24 protein-coding genes are annotated in these 23,824 nt (G+C 71.0%); 13 read left to right on the forward strand and 11 right to left on the reverse strand.

Annotated features, from left to right (window positions below):
• Positions 1-126 precede the first annotated feature (126 nt).
• Entirely contained in the window at positions 127-1,194 is a 1,068-nt protein-coding gene (locus tag AB0J90_RS27145; protein WP_363600489.1) for a class I SAM-dependent methyltransferase, read from the forward strand.
• 61 nt (positions 1,195-1,255) lie between these two features.
• Entirely contained in the window at positions 1,256-1,585 is a 330-nt protein-coding gene (locus AB0J90_RS27150; RefSeq protein ID WP_363600491.1) for a hypothetical protein, read from the forward strand.
• A 69-nt stretch (positions 1,586-1,654) separates the two neighbouring features.
• On the opposite strand, the gene AB0J90_RS27155 is transcribed toward AB0J90_RS27150, so the two are convergent.
• The gene (locus tag AB0J90_RS27155) at positions 1,655-2,830 is read right to left on the reverse strand and encodes a hypothetical protein (protein ID WP_363600493.1); all 1,176 of its coding nucleotides are present in this window, start codon (positions 2,828-2,830) and stop codon (positions 1,655-1,657) included.
• Between the two features lie 459 nt (positions 2,831-3,289).
• On the opposite strand from AB0J90_RS27155, the gene AB0J90_RS27160 reads away from it, so the two are divergent.
• Both AB0J90_RS27160 and AB0J90_RS27165 read left to right on the forward strand, forming a co-directional pair.
• Positions 3,290-5,449 carry a hypothetical protein gene (locus AB0J90_RS27160; protein ID WP_363600495.1) on the forward strand — a complete coding sequence of 720 codons (2,160 nt, stop codon included), beginning with the start codon at positions 3,290-3,292 and terminating at the stop codon, positions 5,447-5,449.
• Positions 5,450-5,644: 195 nt separating this feature from the next.
• On the forward strand, positions 5,645-6,724 hold the full coding sequence (locus AB0J90_RS27165) for a glycoside hydrolase family 19 protein (protein ID WP_363600497.1): 1,080 nt from the start codon (positions 5,645-5,647) through the stop codon (positions 6,722-6,724).
• A gap of 72 nt (positions 6,725-6,796) precedes the next feature.
• On the opposite strand, the gene AB0J90_RS27170 is transcribed toward AB0J90_RS27165, so the two are convergent.
• Both AB0J90_RS27170 and AB0J90_RS27175 read right to left on the reverse strand, forming a co-directional pair.
• A complete protein-coding gene (locus tag AB0J90_RS27170) occupies positions 6,797-7,888 on the reverse strand; it encodes an aldo/keto reductase (protein ID WP_363600499.1) in 1,092 nt (363 codons plus the stop codon).
• 65 nt (positions 7,889-7,953) lie between these two features.
• Positions 7,954-8,325 carry a ThuA domain-containing protein gene (locus AB0J90_RS27175; RefSeq protein WP_363600566.1) on the reverse strand — a complete coding sequence of 124 codons (372 nt, stop codon included), beginning with the start codon at positions 8,323-8,325 and terminating at the stop codon, positions 7,954-7,956.
• Between the two features lie 74 nt (positions 8,326-8,399).
• Between AB0J90_RS27175 and AB0J90_RS27180 the strand changes: the two genes are divergently transcribed.
• Both AB0J90_RS27180 and AB0J90_RS27185 read left to right on the forward strand, forming a co-directional pair.
• Complete coding sequence (locus AB0J90_RS27180) at positions 8,400-8,735, forward strand: metalloregulator ArsR/SmtB family transcription factor (protein WP_363600501.1); 336 nt, start codon at positions 8,400-8,402, stop codon at positions 8,733-8,735.
• A 44-nt stretch (positions 8,736-8,779) separates the two neighbouring features.
• Positions 8,780-9,424 carry a nitroreductase family protein gene (locus tag AB0J90_RS27185; protein WP_363600568.1) on the forward strand — a complete coding sequence of 215 codons (645 nt, stop codon included), beginning with the start codon at positions 8,780-8,782 and terminating at the stop codon, positions 9,422-9,424.
• A gap of 63 nt (positions 9,425-9,487) precedes the next feature.
• Here AB0J90_RS27185 and AB0J90_RS27190 read toward each other — a convergent pair whose 3' ends face one another.
• Complete coding sequence (locus AB0J90_RS27190; protein WP_363600503.1) at positions 9,488-10,249, reverse strand: pyridoxamine 5'-phosphate oxidase family protein; 762 nt, start codon at positions 10,247-10,249, stop codon at positions 9,488-9,490.
• Positions 10,250-10,336: 87 nt separating this feature from the next.
• Here AB0J90_RS27190 and AB0J90_RS27195 point away from each other — a divergent pair, with 87 nt between their 5' ends.
• Positions 10,337-10,861 carry a CGNR zinc finger domain-containing protein gene (locus AB0J90_RS27195; RefSeq protein ID WP_363600505.1) on the forward strand — a complete coding sequence of 175 codons (525 nt, stop codon included), beginning with the start codon at positions 10,337-10,339 and terminating at the stop codon, positions 10,859-10,861.
• A gap of 49 nt (positions 10,862-10,910) precedes the next feature.
• Here the strand turns inward: AB0J90_RS27195 and AB0J90_RS27200 are convergent, their stop codons facing one another.
• Together AB0J90_RS27200 and AB0J90_RS27205 are read right to left on the reverse strand one after the other, a co-directional pair.
• On the reverse strand, positions 10,911-11,627 hold the full coding sequence (locus tag AB0J90_RS27200; RefSeq protein ID WP_363600570.1) for an isocitrate lyase/phosphoenolpyruvate mutase family protein: 717 nt from the start codon (positions 11,625-11,627) through the stop codon (positions 10,911-10,913).
• A gap of 73 nt (positions 11,628-11,700) precedes the next feature.
• Positions 11,701-12,201 (reverse strand): carboxymuconolactone decarboxylase family protein, encoded by a 501-nt coding sequence (locus AB0J90_RS27205; RefSeq protein ID WP_363600507.1) that lies wholly within the window; start codon positions 12,199-12,201, stop codon positions 11,701-11,703.
• 47 nt (positions 12,202-12,248) lie between these two features.
• On the opposite strand from AB0J90_RS27205, the gene AB0J90_RS27210 reads away from it, so the two are divergent.
• The 4 genes from AB0J90_RS27210 to AB0J90_RS27225 all read left to right on the forward strand — a co-directional run bounded on the left by AB0J90_RS27210 (position 12,249) and on the right by AB0J90_RS27225 (position 16,908).
• A complete protein-coding gene (locus AB0J90_RS27210; protein ID WP_363600509.1) occupies positions 12,249-13,685 on the forward strand; it encodes a PLP-dependent aminotransferase family protein in 1,437 nt (478 codons plus the stop codon).
• A gap of 411 nt (positions 13,686-14,096) precedes the next feature.
• Complete coding sequence (locus AB0J90_RS27215) at positions 14,097-15,029, forward strand: ABC transporter substrate-binding protein (protein ID WP_363600510.1); 933 nt, start codon at positions 14,097-14,099, stop codon at positions 15,027-15,029.
• A 2-nt stretch (positions 15,030-15,031) separates the two neighbouring features.
• The gene (locus tag AB0J90_RS27220) at positions 15,032-16,117 is read left to right on the forward strand and encodes an iron ABC transporter permease (protein ID WP_363600572.1); all 1,086 of its coding nucleotides are present in this window, start codon (positions 15,032-15,034) and stop codon (positions 16,115-16,117) included.
• Positions 16,114-16,908, forward strand: coding sequence for an ABC transporter ATP-binding protein (locus tag AB0J90_RS27225; protein WP_363600512.1), 795 nt, complete (start codon positions 16,114-16,116; stop codon positions 16,906-16,908). Before AB0J90_RS27220 ends, AB0J90_RS27225 begins: the two co-directional genes overlap by 4 nt.
• A gap of 39 nt (positions 16,909-16,947) precedes the next feature.
• On the opposite strand, the gene AB0J90_RS27230 is transcribed toward AB0J90_RS27225, so the two are convergent.
• The 5 genes from AB0J90_RS27230 to AB0J90_RS27250 form a co-directional block, all read right to left on the reverse strand.
• Positions 16,948-17,721 (reverse strand): ABC transporter ATP-binding protein, encoded by a 774-nt coding sequence (locus tag AB0J90_RS27230; RefSeq protein WP_363600514.1) that lies wholly within the window; start codon positions 17,719-17,721, stop codon positions 16,948-16,950.
• A complete protein-coding gene (locus AB0J90_RS27235; RefSeq protein WP_363600516.1) occupies positions 17,718-18,791 on the reverse strand; it encodes an iron chelate uptake ABC transporter family permease subunit in 1,074 nt (357 codons plus the stop codon). The genes AB0J90_RS27230 and AB0J90_RS27235 overlap by 4 nt, the downstream gene beginning before the upstream one ends.
• 4 nt (positions 18,792-18,795) lie before the next feature.
• Complete coding sequence (locus tag AB0J90_RS27240; protein WP_363600518.1) at positions 18,796-19,851, reverse strand: iron ABC transporter permease; 1,056 nt, start codon at positions 19,849-19,851, stop codon at positions 18,796-18,798.
• On the reverse strand, positions 19,838-20,854 hold the full coding sequence (locus tag AB0J90_RS27245; protein WP_363600520.1) for an ABC transporter substrate-binding protein: 1,017 nt from the start codon (positions 20,852-20,854) through the stop codon (positions 19,838-19,840). Before AB0J90_RS27245 ends, AB0J90_RS27240 begins: the two co-directional genes overlap by 14 nt.
• An 87-nt stretch (positions 20,855-20,941) precedes the next feature.
• The gene (locus tag AB0J90_RS27250) at positions 20,942-22,009 is read right to left on the reverse strand and encodes a YafY family protein (protein WP_363600522.1); all 1,068 of its coding nucleotides are present in this window, start codon (positions 22,007-22,009) and stop codon (positions 20,942-20,944) included.
• Positions 22,010-22,130: 121 nt separating this feature from the next.
• Here AB0J90_RS27250 and AB0J90_RS27255 point away from each other — a divergent pair, with 121 nt between their 5' ends.
• Complete coding sequence (locus AB0J90_RS27255; protein WP_363600524.1) at positions 22,131-22,703, forward strand: DinB family protein; 573 nt, start codon at positions 22,131-22,133, stop codon at positions 22,701-22,703.
• A complete protein-coding gene (locus tag AB0J90_RS27260; protein WP_363600526.1) occupies positions 22,700-23,800 on the forward strand; it encodes a winged helix DNA-binding domain-containing protein in 1,101 nt (366 codons plus the stop codon). The genes AB0J90_RS27255 and AB0J90_RS27260 overlap by 4 nt, the downstream gene beginning before the upstream one ends.
• The last annotated feature ends 24 nt before the right edge of the window (positions 23,801-23,824 follow it).

Raw genomic sequence — 23,824 nt, forward strand, 5'->3', positions numbered from 1 at the left:
ACCGATCCGAAACGCCGTCACGTTGGATACCTTAGTCCGTGGCAACTGCGAGGATTAATTGGCTAATCGGGCCGTATCCTCGACCTGCTGTTTCATTACGTGGGCCGCATCTGCATGATGGAGGTCATGGCTGGTGAACCGGTGTCGCTACCGGCGTGGCAGGCCCTGACCGAGGAGCAGAGCCGGCGGTGGGTCGAGGTCCTCGACCACGTCGCCGACGCGCTCGGCCCGGGTGCCGTGTCGGTGGTGATCGACGGCGGCGTCGCGCACGCGGCCGTCGTCGCCGACCGCCTCGCCGACAGGCTGCGGGCCAGCGGACGTCCCTGCACCCGGCTGGGCGACGGCACGCCCGGGGCCGAGCAGGACAGCCGCCGCGCCGACAGCACCCCGGACAGCGTCACCGTCGCCGACGGATCCGGTTGGCTCGCCCGCCCGCCCACCGGGAAGTGGGACGTGGTCGTCTGGCTCCGTACCCCGCCGGTCGGCACGGCGGCGAACGGCGGGCGCGGTCCCGGGTGTGACATCGTCATCGACCTGCACGACCCGACCTGGCCGGTGATCCGTCACCTCAGCGATCGCCTCGCCCCGCACGACCGCTGGTACCTCAGCGAGTCAAGAGCCTTCTTCGCCACCCGGGCCGCCACCTGGGACACGAAATTCGGCGACGACCTGCCCGCGTACGCCGCCGCCGTGACCGAGGCGGACCTCCTGACGGGCGGTGTCGTGGTCGACATCGGCTGCGGAACCGGCCGGGCGTTGCCCGCTCTCCGCGACGCGGTCGGCCCGTACGGCATTGTCATCGGCCTCGACCTCACCCCGCAGATGCTCACCGCCGCCCGGGGGCACGCGCGACGGGCCGCCGCCGAACTGATCCTCGGCGATGCCCGCAACCTCCCCTTCGCCGACGCGTCGGTCGACGCGGTGTTCGCCGCGGGTCTGCTGACCCACCTGCCCGACCCCGAAGCCGGCCTGCGGGAACTCGCCCGGATCACCAGACCAGGCGGGCGACTCGTGCTCTTCCACCCCTCCGGCCGGGCCGCGCTCGCCGCCCGTCACGGCCGCCCACTGCGACCCGACGAGCCGCTCGCCGAAACACCGCTGCGTCGCTCGACCGCCCACACAGGTTGGCACCTCACCGTCTACGACGACCCAGCGCACCGGTTCTTCGCCACCGCCACGCGCCGCGACGCCTGACCCGGCCGCGATTCGCCAGAGGCCCGCCGGGTTTTCCGTCGATACCGGTACGGTGCAGCGCATGTCGATCGAGCCCTCGCTCGTGGACCGGGTGCACACCCGTTCGGTGTTGTGGCGGTCGGGGTTGCTGCTCGTCGTACTGCTGCTCGTGGCCGGGGTGTTCGGTATCGGGTACGCCGGGCGTGGCCTGCACTCGGAGTCGGTGCGGGTGGCGGGCGTACCGGTGGAGATCGTCCTCGCGCTCGTCACGCCGTTGATCGGGGCGCTGCTGGCGCTGTACCTGCTGGTGGCCGGCGTAGCGTGGCTGACCGGAATGCCCTGGTGGCGTACCATCCCGGCCGGCGCCCTGGTGGTTGCCTGGCCGGTCGCGACCGCCCTACCCATCACCTGACCCGCGCTCGTCACCGGCGGCGGTACCGGCAGACGTGCCGGTACCGCCCACGGACGGTGATGTGGCCGGTCAGTTGATCTGGGCGGCGTTCAGCGCGTACACCTGGCGGGTACCCGGCCATTCGCTCAGTGACCAGAGCCGGCCGGTGTTGTGGTCGTAGGAGACGTCCTCGGGACCCGGCGGCAGGATGGAATGGATGGTGGCGTTGCTTCCCGGTACCCAGGTCAGCATGTCGCCGCCGGTGTTCTGACCCCTGCTCCGGGAGATGTAGAACTTGTTCCCGATGCTGGTCGCGCCCTGCATCGAGATGATGTCGACCTGCGCAGCCCAGGTCGCGGTGGCGACGCCTGCGGTGTGCCTGAGCTCCCGGGTGGTGGCGTCGATGCCCCACCGGTACAGCCGGGTGCCGTCACCGAGTTCGTTGTACTCCCCGACGATGATGCTGTCGGGAGTGCTCGTACGGTCGAGGGAGACGAACGAGAAACGTACGGGCAGCGCGGGAACGTACGTGATCGCGTTGTAGGCGAACTTCTGCGGCACCACGTACCGGTAGTTGTGCGCCATGTAGGTGCCGTTGGCCTGCTTGCCGATCGGCCCCTCGTCGTTGTTGGTCGTGACCTCCCAGATGTGGTTGAGGTCGAAGACCCGCAGTCCCTTGTGGGTGTCGACGATGTAGAGGTAGTTGTTCGTCGCGTCGCCGTACCAGAAGATCCCACCGGCGTGGATGTCCACCAGCGCCTTGAAGTTGGGCGCCGTGCTGCCGCCGTACGGTTCGACCAGCAGCACGTGCCGGTACACCGGCTGGTTCGGGTTGGTCATGTCGACGAAGCTCACCCGGACACCACGGTCGCCCTTGTCGTACCAGGAGACCAGGACGACCTTGCGGCCGTTGTAGAGACCGTCGTCGTGGTAGTCAGCGCTCGTCGTGATGCCCTGTGGGAACCACTCGGTCGTGCCGGCGTCGTCGCTCTGCCAGAGGAAGCCTCCCACGTACGGCGCGATGTTGGCGGGCCGAGGACTCGCGGTGCGGTTGGGGTTGTTCAGGACGGTGTCCACCGAGACGTTGGGCAGCGCCGCGTCGAGGGCGGCGATCGTGGCGTTGTTCGAGCCGCGTACGAGGGTGAAGTTCGCCGGGTTGAGGATCACCGCCGCGTTGGCGCTGCCGGGGGCGATCGACGTACCGGTGGCGGCTGCCACCGGCAGCGCGGCCAGTCCGCCGAGGAGGGTCCTGCGGGAAACGCTCATCTGCTCGACACTCCCAAAAGGTGGATCTTCACGAGGATCGGGATGGAGGGTGGTCCCTCCTGGTCTCGTCGGTCCCCACCGAGACAACCAGGTGCCCAGCCCGACAGACAGGTGTCGAAACGGCGACCATTCCCTCCCCGGTTACCATCGACGGCCGTCCCCGCGCGCCCATGCCGCACGGTTTCGTATTCGGGGACCCGTGGCTCGTGTTCGGACACTCGCCTGTTCGCCGCCGGACGCCGGGTTCGCGGGCGCGGGGGCACGTCGCGCGGGTCGAGGTGGATGACCGATCAGGGGCGGGGCCGTGCTCGATCCGCCAAGCTGACCGATGATCGGTTGTCGCGCCTGCCTGGTCCGCCGATACAGCACGGGAGATCTCCGTCAGTAGTGTCGGCGTCACTCGACTGGCGGCTGCCGGTGCGTGCCCGGGAGGCGCGTGCCGGAGAAACGAGGATCCTCATGTCCTGGCGGCGGCTCTGCCGTGCCCTCGTGGCGGCGCTGATCTGCGTGACGACCGTGGTGGTGGCACCCACACCCGCGCGGGCCGACGCGCTGGAGTGGCATTGGTACCCGTCCACCGGCAACGCCGGCGAGTGCATCGACTTCCAGGTCGGCGGGACCGCAGGGCAGCCGGACGCACCCGTACCGGCGACCTTCTCCTGGACCACCGCGACCGACCCGGTCTGCTCACCGAGGGTCGCCTTCGACCGGACGACACTGTGGGTCACCCGCTGGCTCCCGGACTTCTGGGGCGGTGGCCTCGTCCCCCACGAGGGACCGGTGATCCCACTCGACCTGCCCGGCGAGTCGTTCTACGTCATCGACTACGCCGCCAGCGACGACACCGGACACTGGTACCCGCGTACGACAGGGATTCTGGTCGTCGGCCACGACGGCGACGGCGACTACGTGCCCGACAGCCGCGACGAGTGTGCCGCCGTACCCGGCGCGCTCACCAACGCCGGCTGCCCGGACGAGACCCCGGGCGCGGACCTCGACGCCGCCGTGGACGGCTCGACGGTGCACCTGCGTGCCACCAACCCGGTCAACGGCGCCGACCGGTTCGACTGGACGGTGACCAGGGCAGACGACCCGGCCGAGATCGCCACGGTCACGGGCGCCGACGTACGCGTCGACAATCTGGCTCCGGGCGAGTACGAGGCCCGGGTCTCCGTCTGCCGCACCACCGGCGAACTCGCCTGCGTACTCCAGATCATCCCGTTCACGATCACCGCCGCGCTCGCGTTCACCGTGCAGCGGGTCGCCAACGCCCCACTGTCCCGGCGGTTCGTCGTCACCGACCCCCAACCCGGCGTCACCTACCGTTGGTCGGTCGACGGCACGCCGATCGGCAACGGGAATCAGCGGCGGTTCGACGCCCCGGCCACCGGCACGTACGGGGTGACCCTCTCCGCCGTCGTCGACGACCGTCCGCGAAGCGTGACCGCCACCGTCACCGTCGGCTACCGCGTCGAGGTCGACAACAGCCTCGGCAACGGCCTGCTCACCGGCGCGGTCGCCGACCCGGCCGCGACCTGCGACCCGCACGCCACCGTGCTCACCGTCACCTCCGGTGCCGGCGTCTGGGCCGAGCTGCGCACCTCGGCCTCGGCCAAGCTGCTCGCCGCACCGCAGCCGGGTGCCACCGCGGCCCTCGGTCTGCTCCCGCCCGGCGGGGTGGCCACCTGGACCGGCGGCTGTTTCGACAACCTCCCGCAGAGCTTCCAGGTACGCGCCGACATCGCCACCGACCGGGCGCTGGCCGCCACCGCCCTGGCCGGCTTCCTGTCCACGATCAGCGGCGGGACGATCGACCTCAACTCGCTCACCCGCGCCATGACCATCTGGGAGGGTGCCACCGAGTGGCCGCTGCCGCAGTCCCGGGCCGCGGTGGCCGAGTTCGGCCTGGTACTGCGTGGGCGGGGCAGCACGGAGGTCGCCCTCGGTCACATCTGGGAGGCGCTGACCCAGGAGCCCGAGGCGACCCAGCTACGCCAGTTCGTCTTCGCCACCGGCGGCGCCATCCCGGGCCTCGGCGACCTCACCTCGCTCGCGGAGGCCGCGACCGGCGCGTGGCTCGGGCTGGGCGCGAGCCCCTACCAGCTGGGTCGCCGGGTCACCGTCGAACAGCTCGGCCACAAACAGCAGGACGTCGCCGACCGCCTCCCTGAGGCCGAGCAGGCGGTTACCGACGCCGACACCGAGCGGGCCGCCAAGCAGGCCGCGGCGGACGCGATCCAGACCGACATCACCAGCACCGAGGGGGCCATCACCGCGAAGGAACTGGAACTGGCCCGTACGGTCTGCTCGCCCGCGCTGCCCGCCGAGCACCCCTGTTTCCGCAAGCGCGCCCGTCTGCAGAGCGAGATCACCCGGCTCGGCACCGTGCTCGACCGGCTGGAGAACACCGCCCTGCCTCCGGCCCTCGCCCGCCTCGGCAGCGCCAGACAGCGACTCGACGACGCCGAGAAGGCCGTCACCGCCCTGCGTACGGCCGGACGCAACCTTGCCGCCGCCGCCTCGTTCCTCAGCCAACTCGTCGCCGTCATCGAGCTGTCCGCCCGGGTCTACTCCGGCAACCGCAGCGGCTCCACCACCTTCCGCACCGGCGACCAGTAGGGGCGCCCGCTCGCCGCATGGCTTCGTTCCCCCGACGGAGTCATGCGGCGAGTTCGCCGTCGAGGTGACGCTTGTGGTGCGGTCGGTGAACAGGACGGGGGGTAATAGTAAAGATTGTGAACAGAAGATGTTAGAGTCACTCCCGTCGATGCATAGCCCGGTCATCGGCCATGGCATCCAGGAAGGAGTGATCACATGTTGAGACTGCGCGCCCTGGTCACGCTCGCGGCATTGGTCGTCGCCGGTGGACTGGTGGCGATCATCCCGTCCACCCCGGCGTCGGCGGCGGCCTGCGTTGCATCGTGGCAGGCCTCGACCGTCTACTGGGGCGGCGACCAGGCCTCCCGCAACGGCCGCAACTACCAGGCGAAGTGGTGGACCCAGAACGAGGCGCCGCCGGGCACCACCGGCGTCTGGCAGGACCTCGGCGCCTGCGACGGTGGCACCACGCCGCCACCGGGGGGAAGCTGCAACTACCCGAACTGGGCCGCCGGCACCTGGTACCCCGCCGGGAGCATCGTGCGGTACACCAACGGCCTGTACTACATCGCCGAGCACGAGAACCCGGGCTACGACCCCATCGTCAGCACCTGGTACTGGGAGCCCTACACCTGTGGCGGCCAACCCCCCACCACGCCGCCTCCGTCCAACCCCGGCGGTTTCGTGGTCACCGAGGCGCAGTTCAACCAGATGTTCCCGGGGCGCAATTCCTTCTACACGTACTCCGGACTCGTCGCCGCGCTCAGCGCGTACTCGGCGTTCGCGCGGACCGGCAGCGCGACCGTCCAGCGCCAGGAGGCCGCCGCGTTCCTGGCGAACGTCTACCACGAGACCGGCGGACTCGTGCACATCGTGGAGCAGAACCAGGCGAACTACCCGCACTACTGCGACGCCGGGCAACCGTACGGCTGCCCCGCCGGACAGGCCGCCTACTACGGGCGCGGGCCGATCCAGCTGAGCTGGAACTTCAACTACAACGCCGCCGGAAACGCCCTCGGGCTGCCCCTGCTGACCAACCCCTGGCTGGTGCAGAACGACGCCGCGGTGGCCTGGAAGACCGGCATCTGGTACTGGATGACCCAGAACGGGCCAGGCACCATGACCCCGCACAACGCGATGGTCAACGGGGCCGGGTTCGGCGAGACCATCCGCAGCATCAACGGCTCGATCGAATGCAACGGCGGGAATCCGCCTCAGGTGCAGAGCCGCGTCACCAGGTACCAGCAGTTCGTCGGCATCCTCGGCGTTCCCGCCGGTAACAACCTGTACTGCTGATCCTCGCGCGCGGGCCTCGTCGTCCCATCACGACGGGGCCCGCACGCTGTTGTCCTCCTTGGCCAGAAGCGCCTACTGGACGGCGCCGTTGAACACCGGCGGGTGGTAAGTGGCCGGCTTGTCGCCGATGCCGAGGCCGGGGCTGACGATCCAGGACTGGTACTGCGGGGTGAACATTGAGTACGGCCCCGGCACCTGCGGTGCGCTGGCCTCGTCGAGCCGGCGGCGGGCGTCGGCGGGGATCTCGAAGTCGAGCGCGGCGAGATTGCCGTCGAGTTGCTCGGTGCTGCTCGCGCCGATCACCACGGACGCGACGGCGGGCTGGGTGGCCGCCCAGTTGATCGCCACCTGCGCCATCGGGCGGCCCAGCTCCGCCGCCACGCTCTCGAGCCCCTCGATGACCCGCCAGTCGTGCTCGGAGATCGCCACCGGGTAGCCGGGCCTTCCGAGCCGGCCGTCACCGGTCACGCCCGTGGTGGTCCGTCGGTACTTGCCGGTGAGCAGGCCGCCGCCGATCGGGCTCCATGCGGTGATTCCCATTCCGAGGGTCTGCGCCATCGGTACGAATTCCGGCTCGATACCGCGGGCGTTCAGCGAGTACGGCAGCTGCACCGTGATCATCGGGGCGAGGCCGTGCGCCTCGGCGTAGCTCTGTGCCCGGGCGGCGTACCAGGCTGGTACGTCCGACAGGCCGGCATAGCGGATCTTGCCCGCGCGGACCAGGTCGTCGAGGGTGTGCACGACCTCCTCGACGGGGGTGATCCGGTCCCAGGTGTGCAGCAGGTAGAGGTCGAGGTAGTCGGTGTCGAGCCGGCGCAGGGATGCCTCCAGCGCCCGGACGATGTGTTTGCGGCCGTTGCCGCTGGCGTTCGGGTCGGTCGGGTCGATGCTGTTGGTGAACTTGCTGGTCAGCACGAGCCGGTCCCGGTTACCCGCCTTCGTGATCAGCCGGCCGAGGATCTGCTCGCTCTCCCCGGCGGTGTAGAAGTCCGCGGTGTCGACGAAGTTGCCGCCTGCTTCGACGTACCGCCGGAAGATCGGCTCCGCTTCCGCCTCGGTCTTGCCGTACGCGGCGTGGAAACCGCCGGTGCCGAAGTTCATCGTGCCCAGTGCGAGCCGGCTGACCCGCAACCCGGAGCGGCCCAGCAGGTAGTAGTGGTTCATCGTTTGATCCCCCATATCGCCCATCCGGCAAAGCCGTGACCGGCCCGGATCGGACCGTCTGACCCTCACCATGGCTCGGAAAAAATGGACCCGCAAGTCCAAACCTGGCCGGGTGTCGTACTGGTCGCCGACAGGCCCGCCCCCACCGACCGGGCTCGATCCCGGTGCCGGAGCCAGGATGCGATGCGGCCGATCAGTTCGACGAGCCCCGGGGACTCGTACGACGCGATGTCGTGACCGAGCGCGTCGTAGACCACCCGGCTGCGCCCGAGGCTGCGGGCCCAGAGGAGGGGGTGGAGGGCGCCACCCTCCTCGTGGACGTAGAGGGGCTCGATGTCGGGGTGGTCGACCAGGTCCAGGTCCAGGTAGCGCTCGTCGTGCACCTCGAAATCGCCGGGGCCGCTGGTGATCGGGTGCTCGACTTCGCTGCGCCGGATGAGGCTCCGCGGGGCTGCTCAGGCCATGATTTCGAGGATTGCCGAAATCCCGAAATGAAAGTTAGCATGGCGCCATGAGAGCCCTGCACCACCCGGACCTCGCCTCGGTCGACCTGGCCACGATGCTCGGCGCACTGGCCGACCCGGTGCGCCTGAGTGTCGTACGACAGTTGGCGCAGTCCGGTGGCGTCGTCTGCGGCAAGTTCGAGGCGCTGTCCGAGGTGAGCATGTCGACGCTCTCGCACCATCTGAAGGTGCTGCGCGAGGCCGGCATCCTCCGGGTCACGCCGAACGGGAGTTTCCGCCGCCACGAACTGCGTGCCGACGAGATCGACGACCGGTTCCCCGGACTGCTCGCGGCGATAGCCGTCAACCTCGGCGTTCCGGAAAGCGTCGGAGTGGCGGCGTGACGGACCACGAGCCGGCACCGCAGGATCGACCGGGCGGACTCGGCCTGTCCGCCGACGAGGTCCTGACCACCACCCGGGCCGTACGCAAGCGCCTCGACCTGCGGCGCCCGGTGCCCCGCGAGGTGGTCGAGGACTGTCTGCGCATCGCCGTCCAGGCACCGAGCGGGCGGAACAGGCAGCGCTGGGACTTCGTGTTCGTCGAAGACCCACACACCCGTGCCGCCGTCGCGCGGCTCTGGCGGCTCGGTCTGATGACCCCGCCGCCCGCGTCTGGCGGCGAGGGCCCGGCGTTCAGTCGGATGAGCTTCGCCTCGACGCAGTGGAACCGCATCGCGGGAAGCCTGCAACATCTCGCGGAACACCTGCACGAGGTTCCGCTGCTGCTGATCCCGTGCCTGCGCGTCGACTCCCGCGCCGAACTCACCAGCGTCCGTGGGCAGGCCGGCGCGTGGGGCTCGGTGATACCAGCGTTCTGGAGCTTCATGCTGGCCGCACGGGAACGCGGGCTCGGCACCGCCTGGACCACGAGTCACCTCAGCTACGAGCGGGAGATGGCCGATCTGCTCGGCATTCCCTACGACACCGTCGTGCAGGTGGCGCTCACGCCCGTGGCCTACACCCTCGGCACGGATTTCAAGCCCGGCCCCCGCTCCGACGCCGAGGGGTTCGCCCACTGGGACCGCTGGTGACACGCCGGGTTCCGGCGTAGCCGGGCGCTCGCGGTCAGAGGGTCGCGGTGTCGGTCGGCTTGTTCATGGTCGCTCCATGGCTTCTGGCGTTGGTGACCGGCGGACGCCGGTGGGGCGGTGCAGTTGCTCGCGCAGGGCCCGGTTCTCCGCGCGAAGGCGGGTGAGCTCGTCGCTTACGGGGGCGAGCACATCGGCTAGCTCGGCCTCGCTGTAGCGGGGCGTGATGTGCTGGGGGCAGTTCCAGTCGTAACCGTGCACGTCGACGGTGATCAGCCGTTCGACCTTGCCGGACTGCCCGTACACGTCCAGCCTGTCCAGCAGGTCGGCGGGCGCGTCGTCGCGTACGTCCACGACCCGGGCGGTGCCGATGATCTTGAGGCGCCGCTGCTGGGCGTAGTCCATCAGCAGCAGGGACACCCGCGGTGAGCCACCGAGGTTGCCCACCGAGAGGTACTGCCGGTTGCCGCGCAGGTCCGCCCAGCCGAGCACGCCATGGCCGTCCACCGGGTCGAGCACCTGCAGGAACCCCGGCGGGCCGCCCCGATACTGCAGGTAGGGCCAGCCGTTCTCTCCGACCGTGCCGAGGTAGAAGCCGTCACGTTCGGTGATGAAGGCGGCCGTGTCGGCGTCGAGCAGCGCGTCGGTGTGCCAGCCGTCGACCATGCGTTGGATGGCTGCCCGGCTGCCGTAGCGCTCGCGCGCGGCGGTCACCGATGCGGTCGACAGTTCTTCCAGGTAGCGGTGTGGCACGGCGTACCCCTCCGGGCCTGTTCCGACGTTGCGGCCCGCCCCCAGGGTGGCCACGGTCCGATCGACAGGCCCCATTCTAACCTTTGTGAAGGTGTTTGATGGTTAGAAGATACATCGCCGTGTCTCACCTGTCAAACCGCGAACGGGGGTAAGATTCGCTTCATGGTGCAGCGACCGTTGGTGGGCGAACCCCTCGCCCTGGACCTGGTGAACACGGAATGGGTCGAACACGGACACGATGTCGACCTCTTCGCCCAGCCCGACGGGCTGCGCGGGTGGCTCACCGAACACCGACTCCCGGGCGACCCGGCATCGGTCGAGGCGCCGCTGCGCCAGGCCCGCGCGGCCCTGCGTGGCATCCTCGAACAGCCCGGCGAGCCCGCCGAGCGCGAGATCAACGCCATCCTGGCGCACGGCGTCCTGCGGCACACCCTGCACCAGGCGACGGTGCGGGAACACCACGACGTCGACGATCACTGGCTGCCGGCCTGGCGGGCGGTCGACAACTACCTCGACCTGCTGGGACGGCAACCCACCCGGATCCGACGCTGCGGGCACCCCGCCTGCGTCCTGTACTTCTACGACACCTCACGCAACGGGACCCGGCGCTGGTGTTCCATGGACGGCTGCGGCAGCCGTACGAAAGCCGCCCGCCACTACCGACGGCACCGCACCCCCACGGTCTAGCCGGCGACGGTGGAGCCACCGCCGTCACACCCTGCGGGCAGGGCCGGCTTCAGTCGTGCAGTCCCGCTGCCAGGTCGCCGATCGCACCCATCGCCCACCGCTGCATCCCCGGACCGAAGGTGATCCGCGTCGCGCCCAGCCGCGCCAGTTCGGCCACCGACTCCCGGTCCGGTCGGGCAGCCATGTTGATGGGGCCCTCGATGCCCTCCCGCAGCGCCGGTAGCACCTCCGGCGGCGCCAGCAGCGGGTACACGCAGTCGGCGCCGGCGGCCAGGTAAAGACGGGCGCGGGCCACGGCGTCGGCCGGGTCACCCGTACCGACCAGGAACGTGTCGACGCGCGCGTTGACGAAGAGCGCGTCACCCGCCTCCGCCCGTACCTCCGCCAACCAGTCGGCGTGCCGCCGCGGGTCCTTGAGCGTGCTGTGCCCCTGCGAGTCCTCCAGGTTGCAGCCGACGGCGCCCGTCTCCAGGAGCCGCCCGACCAGTTCGCCGGGGGCGAGGCCGTAGCCGCCCTCGAGGTCGGCGGACACGGGTACGTCGACGGCCCGGACGATCCGCGCCACCGCGGCGAACATCTCGTCGGCGGGCGTGGAGCCGTCGTCGTAACCGAGCGAAGCGGCTATCCCGGCACTCGGAGTGGCGAGCGCGGGGAAGCCTGCGTCGGCGAGGACCCGGGCGCTGCCCGCGTCCCAGGGCCCCGGCAGGACGAGCGGGTTTCCGGCGGCGCGTCCCCGGTGCAGGGCGCGGAAGGTGGAGACGGTCATGTTCTTCACGTGTCCCGAGGAGATGTGCAGGGGCGATGGTACGGACGCAGACGCGGGCCGGGTGGCCCGCGCGCTAGGCGCCCGGTGTGTAGTGACCGGGGACCATGCGGGTGGAGACCCCGAAGCGGTTCCACGCGTTGATCGTCGTGATCGCGACGATGAGTCGGGCCAACTCGGTCTCGTCGAACTGGTCCGCGGCCCTCGCGTACACCTCGTCCGGCACGAAACCGTCCGTGAGTACGGTGATCGCCTCGGTCAGCTCGATCGCCGCGACCTCCCTTGCCGTGTAGAAGTGCTTCGACTCCGTCCACGCGCCGAGCTGGATGATCCGCTCGGCCGACTCACCGGCCGCCAGCGCGTCCTTGCTGTGCATGTCCAGGCAGTAGGCGCAGTGGTTGAGCTGGGACGCGCGGATCTTGACCAGGTTGAGCAGGGTCGGCTCGACGCCCTGCCGTGCGACCGTGTCCAGACGGATCATGGCCTTGTACGCCTCGGGCGCGAGCTTCGCCCAGTCCAGGCGCGGTGCGTGCGCCGGGTGGCGGGCCCCGCCGTCGATTGCCCCGTTTGTTGTCATGCCGACCAAGCTATGCCGCAGGTGGCGCCGGGGTATGGTCCAATTTCATGACGGATTCATGGGCCAATCCGGCGCCGGACCCGCCCGCCGCGAGCGGCGCCGACCTGCTGCTGGAGCTGCACGGACCCGGACTGCGCGCCGGGCTCACCGACGCCCTGCGGGAGGCCGTGCGCAACGGGCGGCTGGCAGCCGGCACCCGGCTTCCGTCGTCCCGCTCGCTCGCGGTCGACCTCGGCGTCGCCCGCAACACCGTCGCCAACGCCTACGCCGAACTCATCGCCGAGGGCTGGCTCACCGCCCGGCAGGGCTCCGGGACCCGGGTGGCCAGGCGGGCCACGCCGCGCCGGGCCGCTTCGCCCGCATCCGGTGACACACCGACCCGGGGCCGTCCCACGTACGGCCTGCTGCCGGGTTCGCCGAACCTGGCGGAGTTTCCCCGTACGCAGTGGCTCGCGGCGGCCCGCCGTGCGCTGACCGCCGCGCCGCACGACGCCTTCGGCTACGGCGACGCCCTCGGTCGGGTGGAACTGCGTACGGCCCTGGCGGACTATCTGCCACGGGCCCGTGGGGTGTACGCCACACCGGAGCGGGTTGTCGTCTGCTCCGGTTTCCAGCACGGTCTGACGCTCGTGGCGCGGGTGCTCCGGGGGCGGCGGGTGCGGGCGGTGGCCGTCGAGTCGTACGGCTTCGGCGTCTATCGCGACGTGCTGACCGGCGCCGGCCTGCGTACCCCGCCCCTCTACGTCGACGAGTGCGGTGCGCGTACCGACGACCTGGCGCGCCTGCCCGGAGTCGGCGCGGTGCTGCTGACACCGGCGCACCAGTACCCGACCGGGGTCGCGTTGCGCCCGGACCGGCGGGCGGCGGCCGTCGACTGGGCGCGTGCCAGCGGCGGCCTGATCCTGGAGGACGACTACGACGGTGAGTTCAGGTACGACCGTCAGCCGGTCGGCGCGCTACAGGGTCTCGATCCGGAGCGGGTGGTGTACTTCGGCACGGCAAGCAAGTCGCTGGCGCCGGGGCTGCGGCTCGCCTGGATGGTGCTGCCGGAGGAACTGGTCCCGGAGATCGAGGCGGCCAAGGGGCACATCGACTGGGCGAGTTCGCTGGAGCAGCTGACGCTCGCGGAGTTCATCTCCTCGGGCGCGTACGACCGTCACCTGCGTGCGATGCGGTTGCGCTACCGGCGCCGCCGCGACCAACTGGTCGCGGCGCTGGCGCAGCGGGCCCCCGGCATCCGGGTGACCGGCGTGGCGGCCGGGCTACAGGTGCTGCTCGAACTACCGCGCGGGACGGAGCGCTCGGTGGTCGAGGCGGCCGCCGCGCGGGGCCTGGCGGTCAGGGGGATGGCGCAGTTCCGCTACGAGGTGGCCGACTCCGGTTGGCGGTTGCCGGAGCAGGATGCGCTGGTGGTCAACTATGCGGCTCCTCCGGACAGTGCGTGGGCGGGCGCGCTGGACGCGCTCTGCCGGGTGATGCCGTAGCAACGGGAATCACCGCGCGGGCCAAGATGCCGCCCGTAGCTCGGCATAACTATGGTTATAAGGGACGAATCACCGCACCCTCCATGCTGGCCGGCGGTGGTCGCCCCTGATCATGGCGGGGAGTGTCGGCGCGAGTGCGATACCGTGCTGGCGGACCACCCCGCAGCGAAGCCGGTGTGACCCCGGCGCTGTCCCGCAACTGTGATCCCTCCGTACGGCAATCGTCGAGCAGCGAAGACCTCGGCGATGGCGAGCTGGACCGGCCCGGTCGGCGCTCGTCGTACGGGGGACGAGCCAGGTCGCCTGCGGTGTGGTCGCGAACCACGCTTCCGAGGAGAGGCGTCTCGCGGACGGGACATCAGCGGTGTTCCTGTCGGCGAAGCACTGGATCCTCGACCGACAGGAGGACCCATGATCAGACGTACCGTCGCAATCCTCACCGTGACGCTCACCGCGGCTGCGGCTCTCGCCGGCTGTGCGGCGGAGGACGGCGAGGCGCCGAGCGCCGGGTCGAGTTCGAACACCGCGGTGTTCCCGATCACCGTGGGCGGTGTCACGCTCGCGCAGCGACCCGAGAAGATCGTCTCGCTGTCGCCGACCACCACCGAGATGCTCTTCGCCGTCGGGGCCGGTGACCAGGTCACCGCGGTGGACGACAACTCCAACTACCCGCCGCAGGCGCCGAAGAGCGATCTTTCCGGCGTCAGCCCGAACGCCGAGTCCATCGCCGCCAAGGCACCGGACCTGGTCGTGCTGACCCTCGACACCAACAAGATCGTCGACCAGCTCGAACGGCTCAAGGTGCCGGTCTACCTCGCGCCGGCCGCGGTCACGCTGGAGGACAGCTACCGGCAGATCACCGAGCTCGGTGCGCTGACCGGCCACCCGGACGAGGCGGCCGACCTGACCCAGCGGATGCGCGACGACATCGCCAAGCTGGTCGCGGACGTACCGCAGCGGTCGACGAAGCTGAGCTACTACTACGAACTCGACCCCACCTACTACACCGTCACCGGCAAGACCTTCGTCGGTTCGCTGTTCACCCTGGTCGGGCTCGACAACGTGGCCGACCCGGCCGACGCCGACGGTGCCAAGGGCGGCTACCCGCAACTGACGCCCGAGGTGCTGGTCAAGTCCGACCCGGACCTGATCTTCCTGGCGGACAGCAAGTGCTGCCAGCAGAGCGCGGAGACGGTCAAGGCACGCAGCGGCTGGGCCGGTGTCACCGCGGTCAGGAACAACCAGATCGTGACCCTCGACGACGACATCGCCTCGCGCTGGGGCCCGCGCGTGGTCGACCTGGTACGCGCGATCGTCGACGCGGTCGCCAAGGTGCCCGCGTGACGCTGCCGGCTCCGGCCGGTACACCGGTCCGCCGACCCGCACTGCGGGTCGGCGGGTTGGTGGCCGGCATCGTGGCGGTCCTGGTCGCGGCGGTCACCGGGCTGGCGCTGGGACCGGTCGGGCTGCCGCCGCTCGGTGTCGCCGCCGAGCTGCTCAACCTCGTGCCGGGGGTACACCTGCACAGCGGCCTGACCCAGACCGAGGCGGCCATCCTGGTCGAACTCCGACTTCCGCGGGTCGTACTCGGCCTGCTCGTCGGCGGCACGCTCGCCCTGTCCGGCGGCGTCTACCAGGGGGTGTTCCGCAACCCGCTCGCCGACCCGTACCTGCTCGGCGCCGCCGCCGGGGCGGGACTGGCGGTGACGGCGATGATCGCGCTGCGGCTCGGGACCGGCGGTGGCGTGGACGGCGACGCCACCTCGGGACTCCCGCTGACCATCCCGCTGGCCGCCTTCGTCGGCACGATCGGCGCGGTGGCCCTGACGTACCTGCTCGGCGCGGCCGGGGGCCGGGACCGCAGCCCGGCGACCCTGATCCTGGCCGGCGTGGCGGTCTCCGCGTTCCTCTCCGCCGGCCAGACGTACCTCCTGCAGCGGCACGCGGAGAGCATCCGCGAGGTCTACTCCTGGTTGCTCGGCCGGCTAGCCACCGCCGGCTGGCACGACGTCGTCCTGATGCTGCCGTACGTCGTGATCACCGCCGTCGTGGTGCTCCTGCTGCGCCGGGAACTCGACGTGCTCTCCGTCGGCGACGAGGAGGCGGCCGGCCTGGGCCTGCACCCCGAGCGGTCGCGCTATCTGCTGGTCGCGGCCGCCTCGCTCGGCACCGCCGCAGCGGTCTCGGTCTCCGGGCTCATCGGTTTCGTCGGCATCATCGTGCCGCACACGGTACGGCTGCTCGCCGGGGCCAGCTACCGGGCCATCCTGCCGCTGTCGATGCTGTTCGGCGGCGCGTTCCTGGTCCTCGCCGACCTGGCCGCCCGCACCGTCGCGGTGCCCGCGGAGATCCCCATCGGGGTGCTCACCGCGTTCCTCGGTGCGCCCTTCTTCATCCTCGTGTTGCGTTCCGCCCGGCGGGTTACCGGATGAGCGTCGACCAGTCGCGCCCGGCCGCGGTCGAGGTGGCGGGCCTGCGGGTCACCCTGGACGGCACGCAGATCCTGCACGGCGTGGACCTGACGGTGGCCGCCGGCGAGTGGGTCACCGTGATCGGGCCGAACGGCGCGGGCAAGTCGACCCTGTTGCGCGCCGTCGGCGGCCTGCTTCCGGCGACCGGGTCGATCACCCTGTTCGGTACGCCGACCGCCCGGCTGCGCCGCCGGGACCGGGCCCGGGTCGTGGCGACCGTGTCGCAGTCCCCGGTGGTACCACCGGGGATGGCGGTCTCCGACTATGTGCTGCTCGGCCGCACGCCGTACATCCCGCCGCTGCGTCGCGAGTCGGCGGCCGACCTGGCCGCGGTGACCGAGGTGTTGCACCGGCTGGACCTGGTGGGATTCGCCGACCGGCCGTTGACCACCCTCTCCGGTGGTGAGCGGCAGCGGGTCTTCCTGGCCCGGGCACTGACCCAGGGCGCCCCGTTGCTGCTGCTGGACGAGCCGACCAGCGCGCTGGACATCGGCCACCAGCAGGACGTGCTGGAACTGGTCGACCGGTTGCGCGGCGAGGTCGGCCTGACCGTACTGGCCACCATGCACGATCTCTCGGTCGCCGGTGAGTACGCCGACCGCCTGGTGCTGCTCGACGCGGGGCGGGTGGCGGCGGCCGGCCCGCCGGGGGAGGTGCTGACCGAGGAACTGCTCGCCGCCCACTACCGGGCGCGGGTACGCGTCATCGACGGCGAGCACGGACCGATCGTCGTGCCGGTGCGCACCCGGTAGCCGTACGGCGGACCTCGACCTCGGCGACCGGCGTCCGGTTCAGGCGGGCACGATCATCGGTGTGCCGGCGATCGGGTCCGCGACGATGAGGCAACGTAGACCGAAGACCTTCTCGACCAGTTCGGCGGTGACCACGTCGCCGGGCGCGCCCTCGGCGACGATGTTGCCGTCCGCCATCGCGATCAGGTGGTCGCTGTAGCGGCAGGCGAGGTTGAGGTCGTGCAGGACGATGACGATGGTCTTGCCGGACTCGGCGTTCAACTTGCGCAGCAGCCGTAGCAGTTCGACCTGGTGGTTGATGTCCAGGTAGGTGGTTGGTTCGTCCAGCAGCAGCAGGTCGGTGTCCTGGGCCAGGGCCATCGCGACCCAGACGCGTTGCCGTTGGCCGCCGGAGAGCTGCCGGATCGGACGGTCGATCAGGTCGGCGGTACCGGTGGCGTCGAGCGCCCGGGCGACCGCGTCGTGGTCCTGTTCGGTCCACCGCCGGAACCAGCCCTGATGCGGGTAGCGGCCACGGGACACCAGGTCGGCGACGGTGATGCCATCGGGTGCGACGGGGGTCTGCGGCAGCAGCCCGAGCACCTTGGCGACATCGGCGGTACGCATGTCGGCGAGGGCCTTGCCGTCGAGCAGTACGGAGCCGCCGCGCGATGGCAGCAGCCGGGCCAGGCCGCGCAGCAGGGTGGACTTGCCGCAGGCGTTGGCACCGACGATCGCGGTGATCTTGTGGTCGAGCACCGTGACGTCGAGCTTGTCGACAACGGTCCGGTCGTCGTACCCGAGGGTCAGACCCTCGGCGCGCAGTCGGGTCATCCGCCCGCTCCTTGCCGGTTCGTGGTGGCCAGCAGCCACAGCAGGTAGGGAGCACCGACCGCACCGGTCACCACGCCGGTCGGCAGCGGTGTCGGCAGCAGGTGCACGGCGACGAGGTCGGCGCTGAGCAGCAGCGCGGCGCCGACCAGCGCGGCGGCGGGGATGCCACCGGTGGCCGGACCGAGCAGCCGGTTGGCGATCGGTCCGGCGACGAGGGCGACGAAGGCGATCGGCCCGGCCACGGCCACCGCGAGGGCGACCAGCACGACCGCGGTGCCGAGCAGGGCGGCGCGGCTGAGTTCGGTCCGGGTGCCCAGCGTACGGGCGGCGTCGTCGCCGAGTTCCAGGGCCTGCAACGGCCGCTGGAGCATCAGTGCGATGGGCAGCAGGACGACCAGTGCGCCGAGGAGCAGACGCAGTTCCGTGGTGCTGGCCTGCCCGACGGAGCCGGTCAGCCAGTGCATCGCCTGGCGGGCCTCGAAGAGCTGGGCCCGGCTGAGTACGTAGCCGACGAGGCCGTCGAAGAAGACCGCCACACCGATGCCGATGAGGATGAAACGGTAGCCGCTGACACCGTCGCGCCAGGCGAGCACGTACATCAGCAGGGCCGCGACGATGGCGCCACCGAGGGCGAGCCCGCTGACGAGTAGCCCGCTGACCTGGAAGATCACGATTCCGGTGACCGCGGTGAGCCCGGCACCGGAGGTGATGCCGACGAAGTCCGGTGAGGCGAGCGGGTTACGCAGCACCTGCTGGAAGATGGTCCCGGAGGCGCCCAGCGCCAGCCCGACGGCCAGGGCTGAGGAGGCGGTCGGCAGCCGCAGGCCGCGTACCACGAAGTCGACGCTCGGGTTGTCGGACAGGTGCAGCACGGAGGCGATCACCTCGCCGGCACCGATCCGGAAGCTGCCCACCATCATGGTCAGTACGAACAGCGCGGCCACGGTCACGGTCAGGGCGCCGGTCACCACGACGGAACGGCCGGCTCGACGCTGCCGGTTGCGGCGCAGCGCGGCCGCGACGCCGGGTGCGGCGATGGCCGTACCGGTCGGGTTTGTCGTCGCTGTCATCCGTTCACACCTCCGACAGCCGGGCGTAGCGCACGATCGTGACGAACGCGGGCGCGCCGATCACCCCGAGGACCACACCGACCTGTAGCTCGTCGGGCGCGGCCACCACCCGGCCGAGCACGTCGGCGAGGAGCAGCACGATGGGCGCCAGCAGCATCGAGTACGGCAGGATCCACCGGTAGTCGGGACCGCAGATGAACCGCGCGACGTGCGGCACGACCAGCCCGACGAAGACAATCGGCCCGCAGGCGGCGGTGGCCGCACCGGCGAGCACCGCGACCACGGCGAAGGCGGCCGCGCGGGTACGGGTGACGTTCTGGCCGAGGCCACGGGCCACGTCCTCGCCGAGGGCGAGTCCGTTGAGGATGCGCCCGAAGCCCAGCGACACGGCCAGGCCGAGGAGCAGGAACGGAGCGACTCCGGTCAGGATCGGGGTGTACCGGCCGGCGAGCGAGCCCACCTGCCAGAACCGCAGCTCGTTGAGCGCGTCCACGTTCGTCATCACGATTCCGGTGGTCACCGAGGCCAGGCCGGCGGTGACGGCCGCACCCGCCAGCGCCAGCTTGACCGGGGTGGCGCCCTCCCGGCCGAGCGACGCGATCGCGTACACCAGCGCGAGTGCGGCGATCGCCCCGGCGAAGGCGAACCAGACGTAGACGTTCACGCCGCGTACGCCGAGCACGGTGATGGCGAAGACCACGAACGCCGCCGCGCCGGAGTTGATGCCCAGGATCCCCGCGTCGGCGAGGGGGTTGCGGGTGACGCCCTGCAGGATCGCCCCGGCGACGCCGAGCGCGGCGCCGACCAGGATGCCGAGCAGGGTGCGGGGGACCCGCATCTCCAGCGTGACCGTGCTGCTGATCGACCCGTCGCCGCCCAGACTGCCCAGCGCGTGCAGCACCTCGGACAGGCCGATGGCACGTGAGCCCATCGTGATGCTCAGGAACCCGACGAGGGCGAGGACCGCGCAGAGTACGGCGAGCCCCGGCCCGAGGGCGGAAGCCCGCCGTACGCCTCGCGCCGGGGTGCTCGCAGTCGCGTACCGGCTAGTTGCCGACATTCGGATCCGCGGCCTTGACCGCCTCGGTCAGCTTGTCCAGCTCGTTGGCGAAATCGCCGTACGTGTGCAGCCAGAACGCCGGCCACGACACGGCGGCTCCGGCCTTCGCTGCCTTGATCTTGAACCAGGTCGGCTGCTTCTTGCCCCACTCGGCGTTGGCGGTAGGGGTGAAGGAGCGGCCGTCCCACAGGATCAGGTCCGGCTGGTACTTGTCCGCGTTCTCCCAGCTCAGATTCTCCCAGTACGGGAAGCCCGGGTCCGGGCTGGCCGGGTTGATCACCTTCAGGCCCCAGCTCTGCAGGTCCAGCAGCTCGGGTGCGTACTCGGGGTTGGCCACGTACACCTTGTCGTCGGCGGGCGACATCGCCGCGACGGTCAGGCCGGTCTTGCCCGCGGTCGCCTCCTTGAACTTGGCCACCGCCTCCTCGAAGCGCTTCTTGTTCGCCGCGATCTGCGGGCTGTCCACATCCGCGCCGAGGCTCTCGGCGAGGTCTTCGTACCCCTCGGCCAGCGCGACGATCGACTTGCCTTGCGAGACGCCGACGACGGGGGCCAGTTCGGCGAGCTTCTTGCTCTTTTCGTCGACGCCTTCCTCCATGCCGCTGTGTGCCTTCTCGGCCGGCCACCAGTCGCCGACGATCAGGTCAGGGCGCAGCGCGGCGGCCTTCTCCACGTCGATCTTGCCCCATTCCTCGCCGAGGATCTCGATCCCGGTGAGGTCGAGGTTCTTCAGGTTGGGGTCGGTCTTGACCGGCTCGTCGGAGTAGACACCGACGGGCTTGATGCCGAAGGACAAGAGTGCCGCGGCCTCGCCCGCGTGGGCGATGATCCGGGTCGGGGCCTTGTCCGCCTTGACGACCTGACCGGACCCGTCGGTGAACGACCAGGGGCCGGAGGCAGCGGCGGCGGTATCGCCGGTGTCGGAGTCGTCGCCGCAGCCGGCCAGCCCGGCGAGCACGGCGCTCAGCGCCGTCACGGCCAGGATCGGTCGCCATGCTCGCATGGTGAGGTTTCCGTTCTGTCTGGTTGGACCGAGCCGTGAGGGCCGGCCCGAGAGTTAGGTTAGGCTAACCAGGCTTGATGGTTTTGGCTAGTCCGCATGATCAGGCTCATCCGACTCCCACCCCGCCGACCGCTCCCCGGTGACGGTCGGGTACGAGCGGCCTCCGGAACCCTCGGTTGCGGCCCTGGCGTAGCGGCGGGCCAGGTGGGCGAAGGCGTCCTTGAGTTCGGCCGGGCGGACCACCTCGATGTCGGCGTCGAACCTGCCGATGGTGGCCGCCAGCCCGGGCCACGACCACGAGCCCAGGACGAGCCGGCAGCGGTTCGGGTCGAGTTCCTCGACGACGGCGTCACGGGTGTAGCGGGACACCTTGGCGGCGGGCAGGTTGAGGATCACCTCGCCGCGGCAGGGCCAGTCGACCGAGCCGTCGGAGCCCCGGAACCTGTTGACCACGAAGGTCGCCACGTCACCTCCGGGCAGTTCGCGGGGGGTGAAGCGGGGCCCGGTCGGTACCCGCGGGCTGATCCGGTCGGCGCGGAAGGTGCGCCAGTCCTCACGGTCGAGATCCCACGCGACGAGATACCAGCGTCCGCCCCAGGTGACGAGATGATGCGGCTGCACCCGGCGCGGCAGCGTCTGCCCGTCGCCGGTTTCGACGCCTGGCGGCGCGGCGGTGTAGCCGAAGCGAAGCACCTCGCGGGCGTGCACGGCGGCACTCAGTGCCATGAGTACGCCGCTGTCGACCTGCGTGGCCGGTCGGATCGTCGGCCCCTCGACGGCGGTGACCCGGAGGGTGTCGATCCGGTGGCGCGGCCGCGCGGGCATGACCTGCCGGACGGTGTTCAGCGCGCGTGCCGCGGCCTCGTCGATGCCGGCGCCGGTGGTGACGGCGACCTGGAGTGCGATGGCCAGGGCGACGGCCTGCTCGTCGTCGAAGAGCAACGGGGGCAGTTTCGTGCCGGCATCGAGCCGGTACCCACCGTCGGGGCCCTTGACGGCCACTATCGGGTAGCCGAGTTCACGCAGCCGGTCGACATCGCGGCGCACGGTCCGCGGACTCACCTCCAGCCGCTCGGCCAGCGCCGCCCCCGGCCAGTCCCGACGTGCCTGGAGCAGCGAGAGCAGCGAGAGCAGTCGCGCTGAGGTCTTCGGCATGGATCACATATTGCCCGGAGAAGCGGCCACTCCCTGTCCGCTTTGCCTGCGACCGTTGTCGCGTGCCAACCGGCGCCGACAACGTGCCAATCAATGCCGACAACCGAAGGACTCGTACGCGATGACCACCACCACGACTCCCAGCGCAACCATCGACACCGAGCGGAACGACCTGCTCGCCGCGCTCGCGGCCGCGCGATCCGCCCTGACCAAGACCGTCCACGGGCTCTCCGACGAGCAGGCCGGCGAGCGCCCCACGGTCAGCGCGCTCTGCCTGGGCGGACTGATCAAGCACGTCGCGTCCACCGAGGAAGCGTGGCTGCGCTTCGTGGTCGAGGGCCCGTCGTCGATGCGCCACGACCTGCCCGACGGTGTCACCCTGGCCGACCTCGCGGCCGGTACCGCACGCGAGGTGCCACAGTGGATGATCGACCACCAGGACGAATTCCGGATGCTGCCCGGCGACACCCTGGCCGGGATCCTCGCCCGCTACGAGCGGGTCGCCGCCCGCAGCGAGGAGATCGTCGTCGCCGTAACCGACCTGTCCGCGACCCAGCCGTTGCCGGTGGCGCCGTGGCACGAGCCCGGCGCGGTGCGCAGCGTACGCGGGGTGCTGATGCACGTCGTCGCCGAGACCGCCCAGCACGCCGGACACGCCGACATCCTGCGCGAGTCGCTCGACGCGAGCCGATGAGCGTTCTCGACAGCCGGGCGCTCAACCGGGCGACGCTCGCCCGACAGTTGCTGATCGACCGCGCGGACCTGCCGGTCCTCGACGCCGTCGCGCACCTGTGCGGGCTGCAGGCGCAGGAACCGCAGGAACCGTACGTCGGGCTCTGGTCACGGCTGCGCGGGTTCGACCCGGCGGTGCTCTCGGACCTGCTGACCGGGCGGGCGGTGGTGCGTACCCACCTCATGCGCCGCACGGTGCACCTCGTCACCGCCGACGACGTCCTCGCCTGGCGGGCCAGGCACGACCCCATGCTGCGCCAACGGGTGCTCGGGGTGTACCGCCGGGAACTCGCCGGGGTGGACCTCGACGAACTCGCGCGGGCGGGCCGGGCGGTGCTGGCCGACGGCGAACCCCGCTCGATGACCGAACTCGCGCGGGCACTCGCCGAGGGCTGGCCGGAGCCCGGACCGCGCGCGCTGGGCGAGATGCTGGTCGCCGCCCTCGTCCCGATGGTGCAACTGCCGCCGCGCGGGCTGTGGCGTACGAGGGCGGGGGTGCGCAACCTGCCACTCGCCTCGTGGCTGGGGCGCGAGATCGACCCGCCGGCACCGGACGGCTCCGACCCGGTCGGGCAGGCGTTGGTCCGGCGCTACCTGGCCGCGTTCGGCCCCGCCGCCACGGCCGACCTGCGTGCCTGGTGCGGCCTCGCCGGACTGCCGGCCGCGGTGGCCGCGGTACGCGATGAGCTGGTCACCTTCCGCGACGAGCGAGGCCGGGAACTGTTGGATCTTCCCGACGCGCCTCGCCCCGACCCGGACACCCCGGCCCCGGTGCGGTTCCTGCCGGCGTTCGACAACGCGCTCCTCGGTTACGACGACCGCAGCCGAATCGTCGACGACGCCCACCGGGGCCTGTCGGTCGCCGGAGCACGGGTGGTGCTGGTCGACGGTCGGGTCGCCGCGACCTGGGACGTCAAGGCCGACACCGTGACCGTCACCCCGCTGCGCGACCTTGCCCGGACCGACCGCGAGGCAATGGCCGAGCAGGGGCGGGAGTTGGCCTCGTTCCTCTCCGACGACAACCACCACCGGGTGGAGGTTGCCACGCCACCGCGCTGAGCTGGCCCCCGCCGGTTCCCGGCG

The organism is Micromonospora sp. NPDC049523 (assembly GCF_040676775.1).
In the GTDB taxonomy this organism is placed as follows: domain Bacteria; phylum Actinomycetota; class Actinomycetes; order Mycobacteriales; family Micromonosporaceae; genus Micromonospora_G.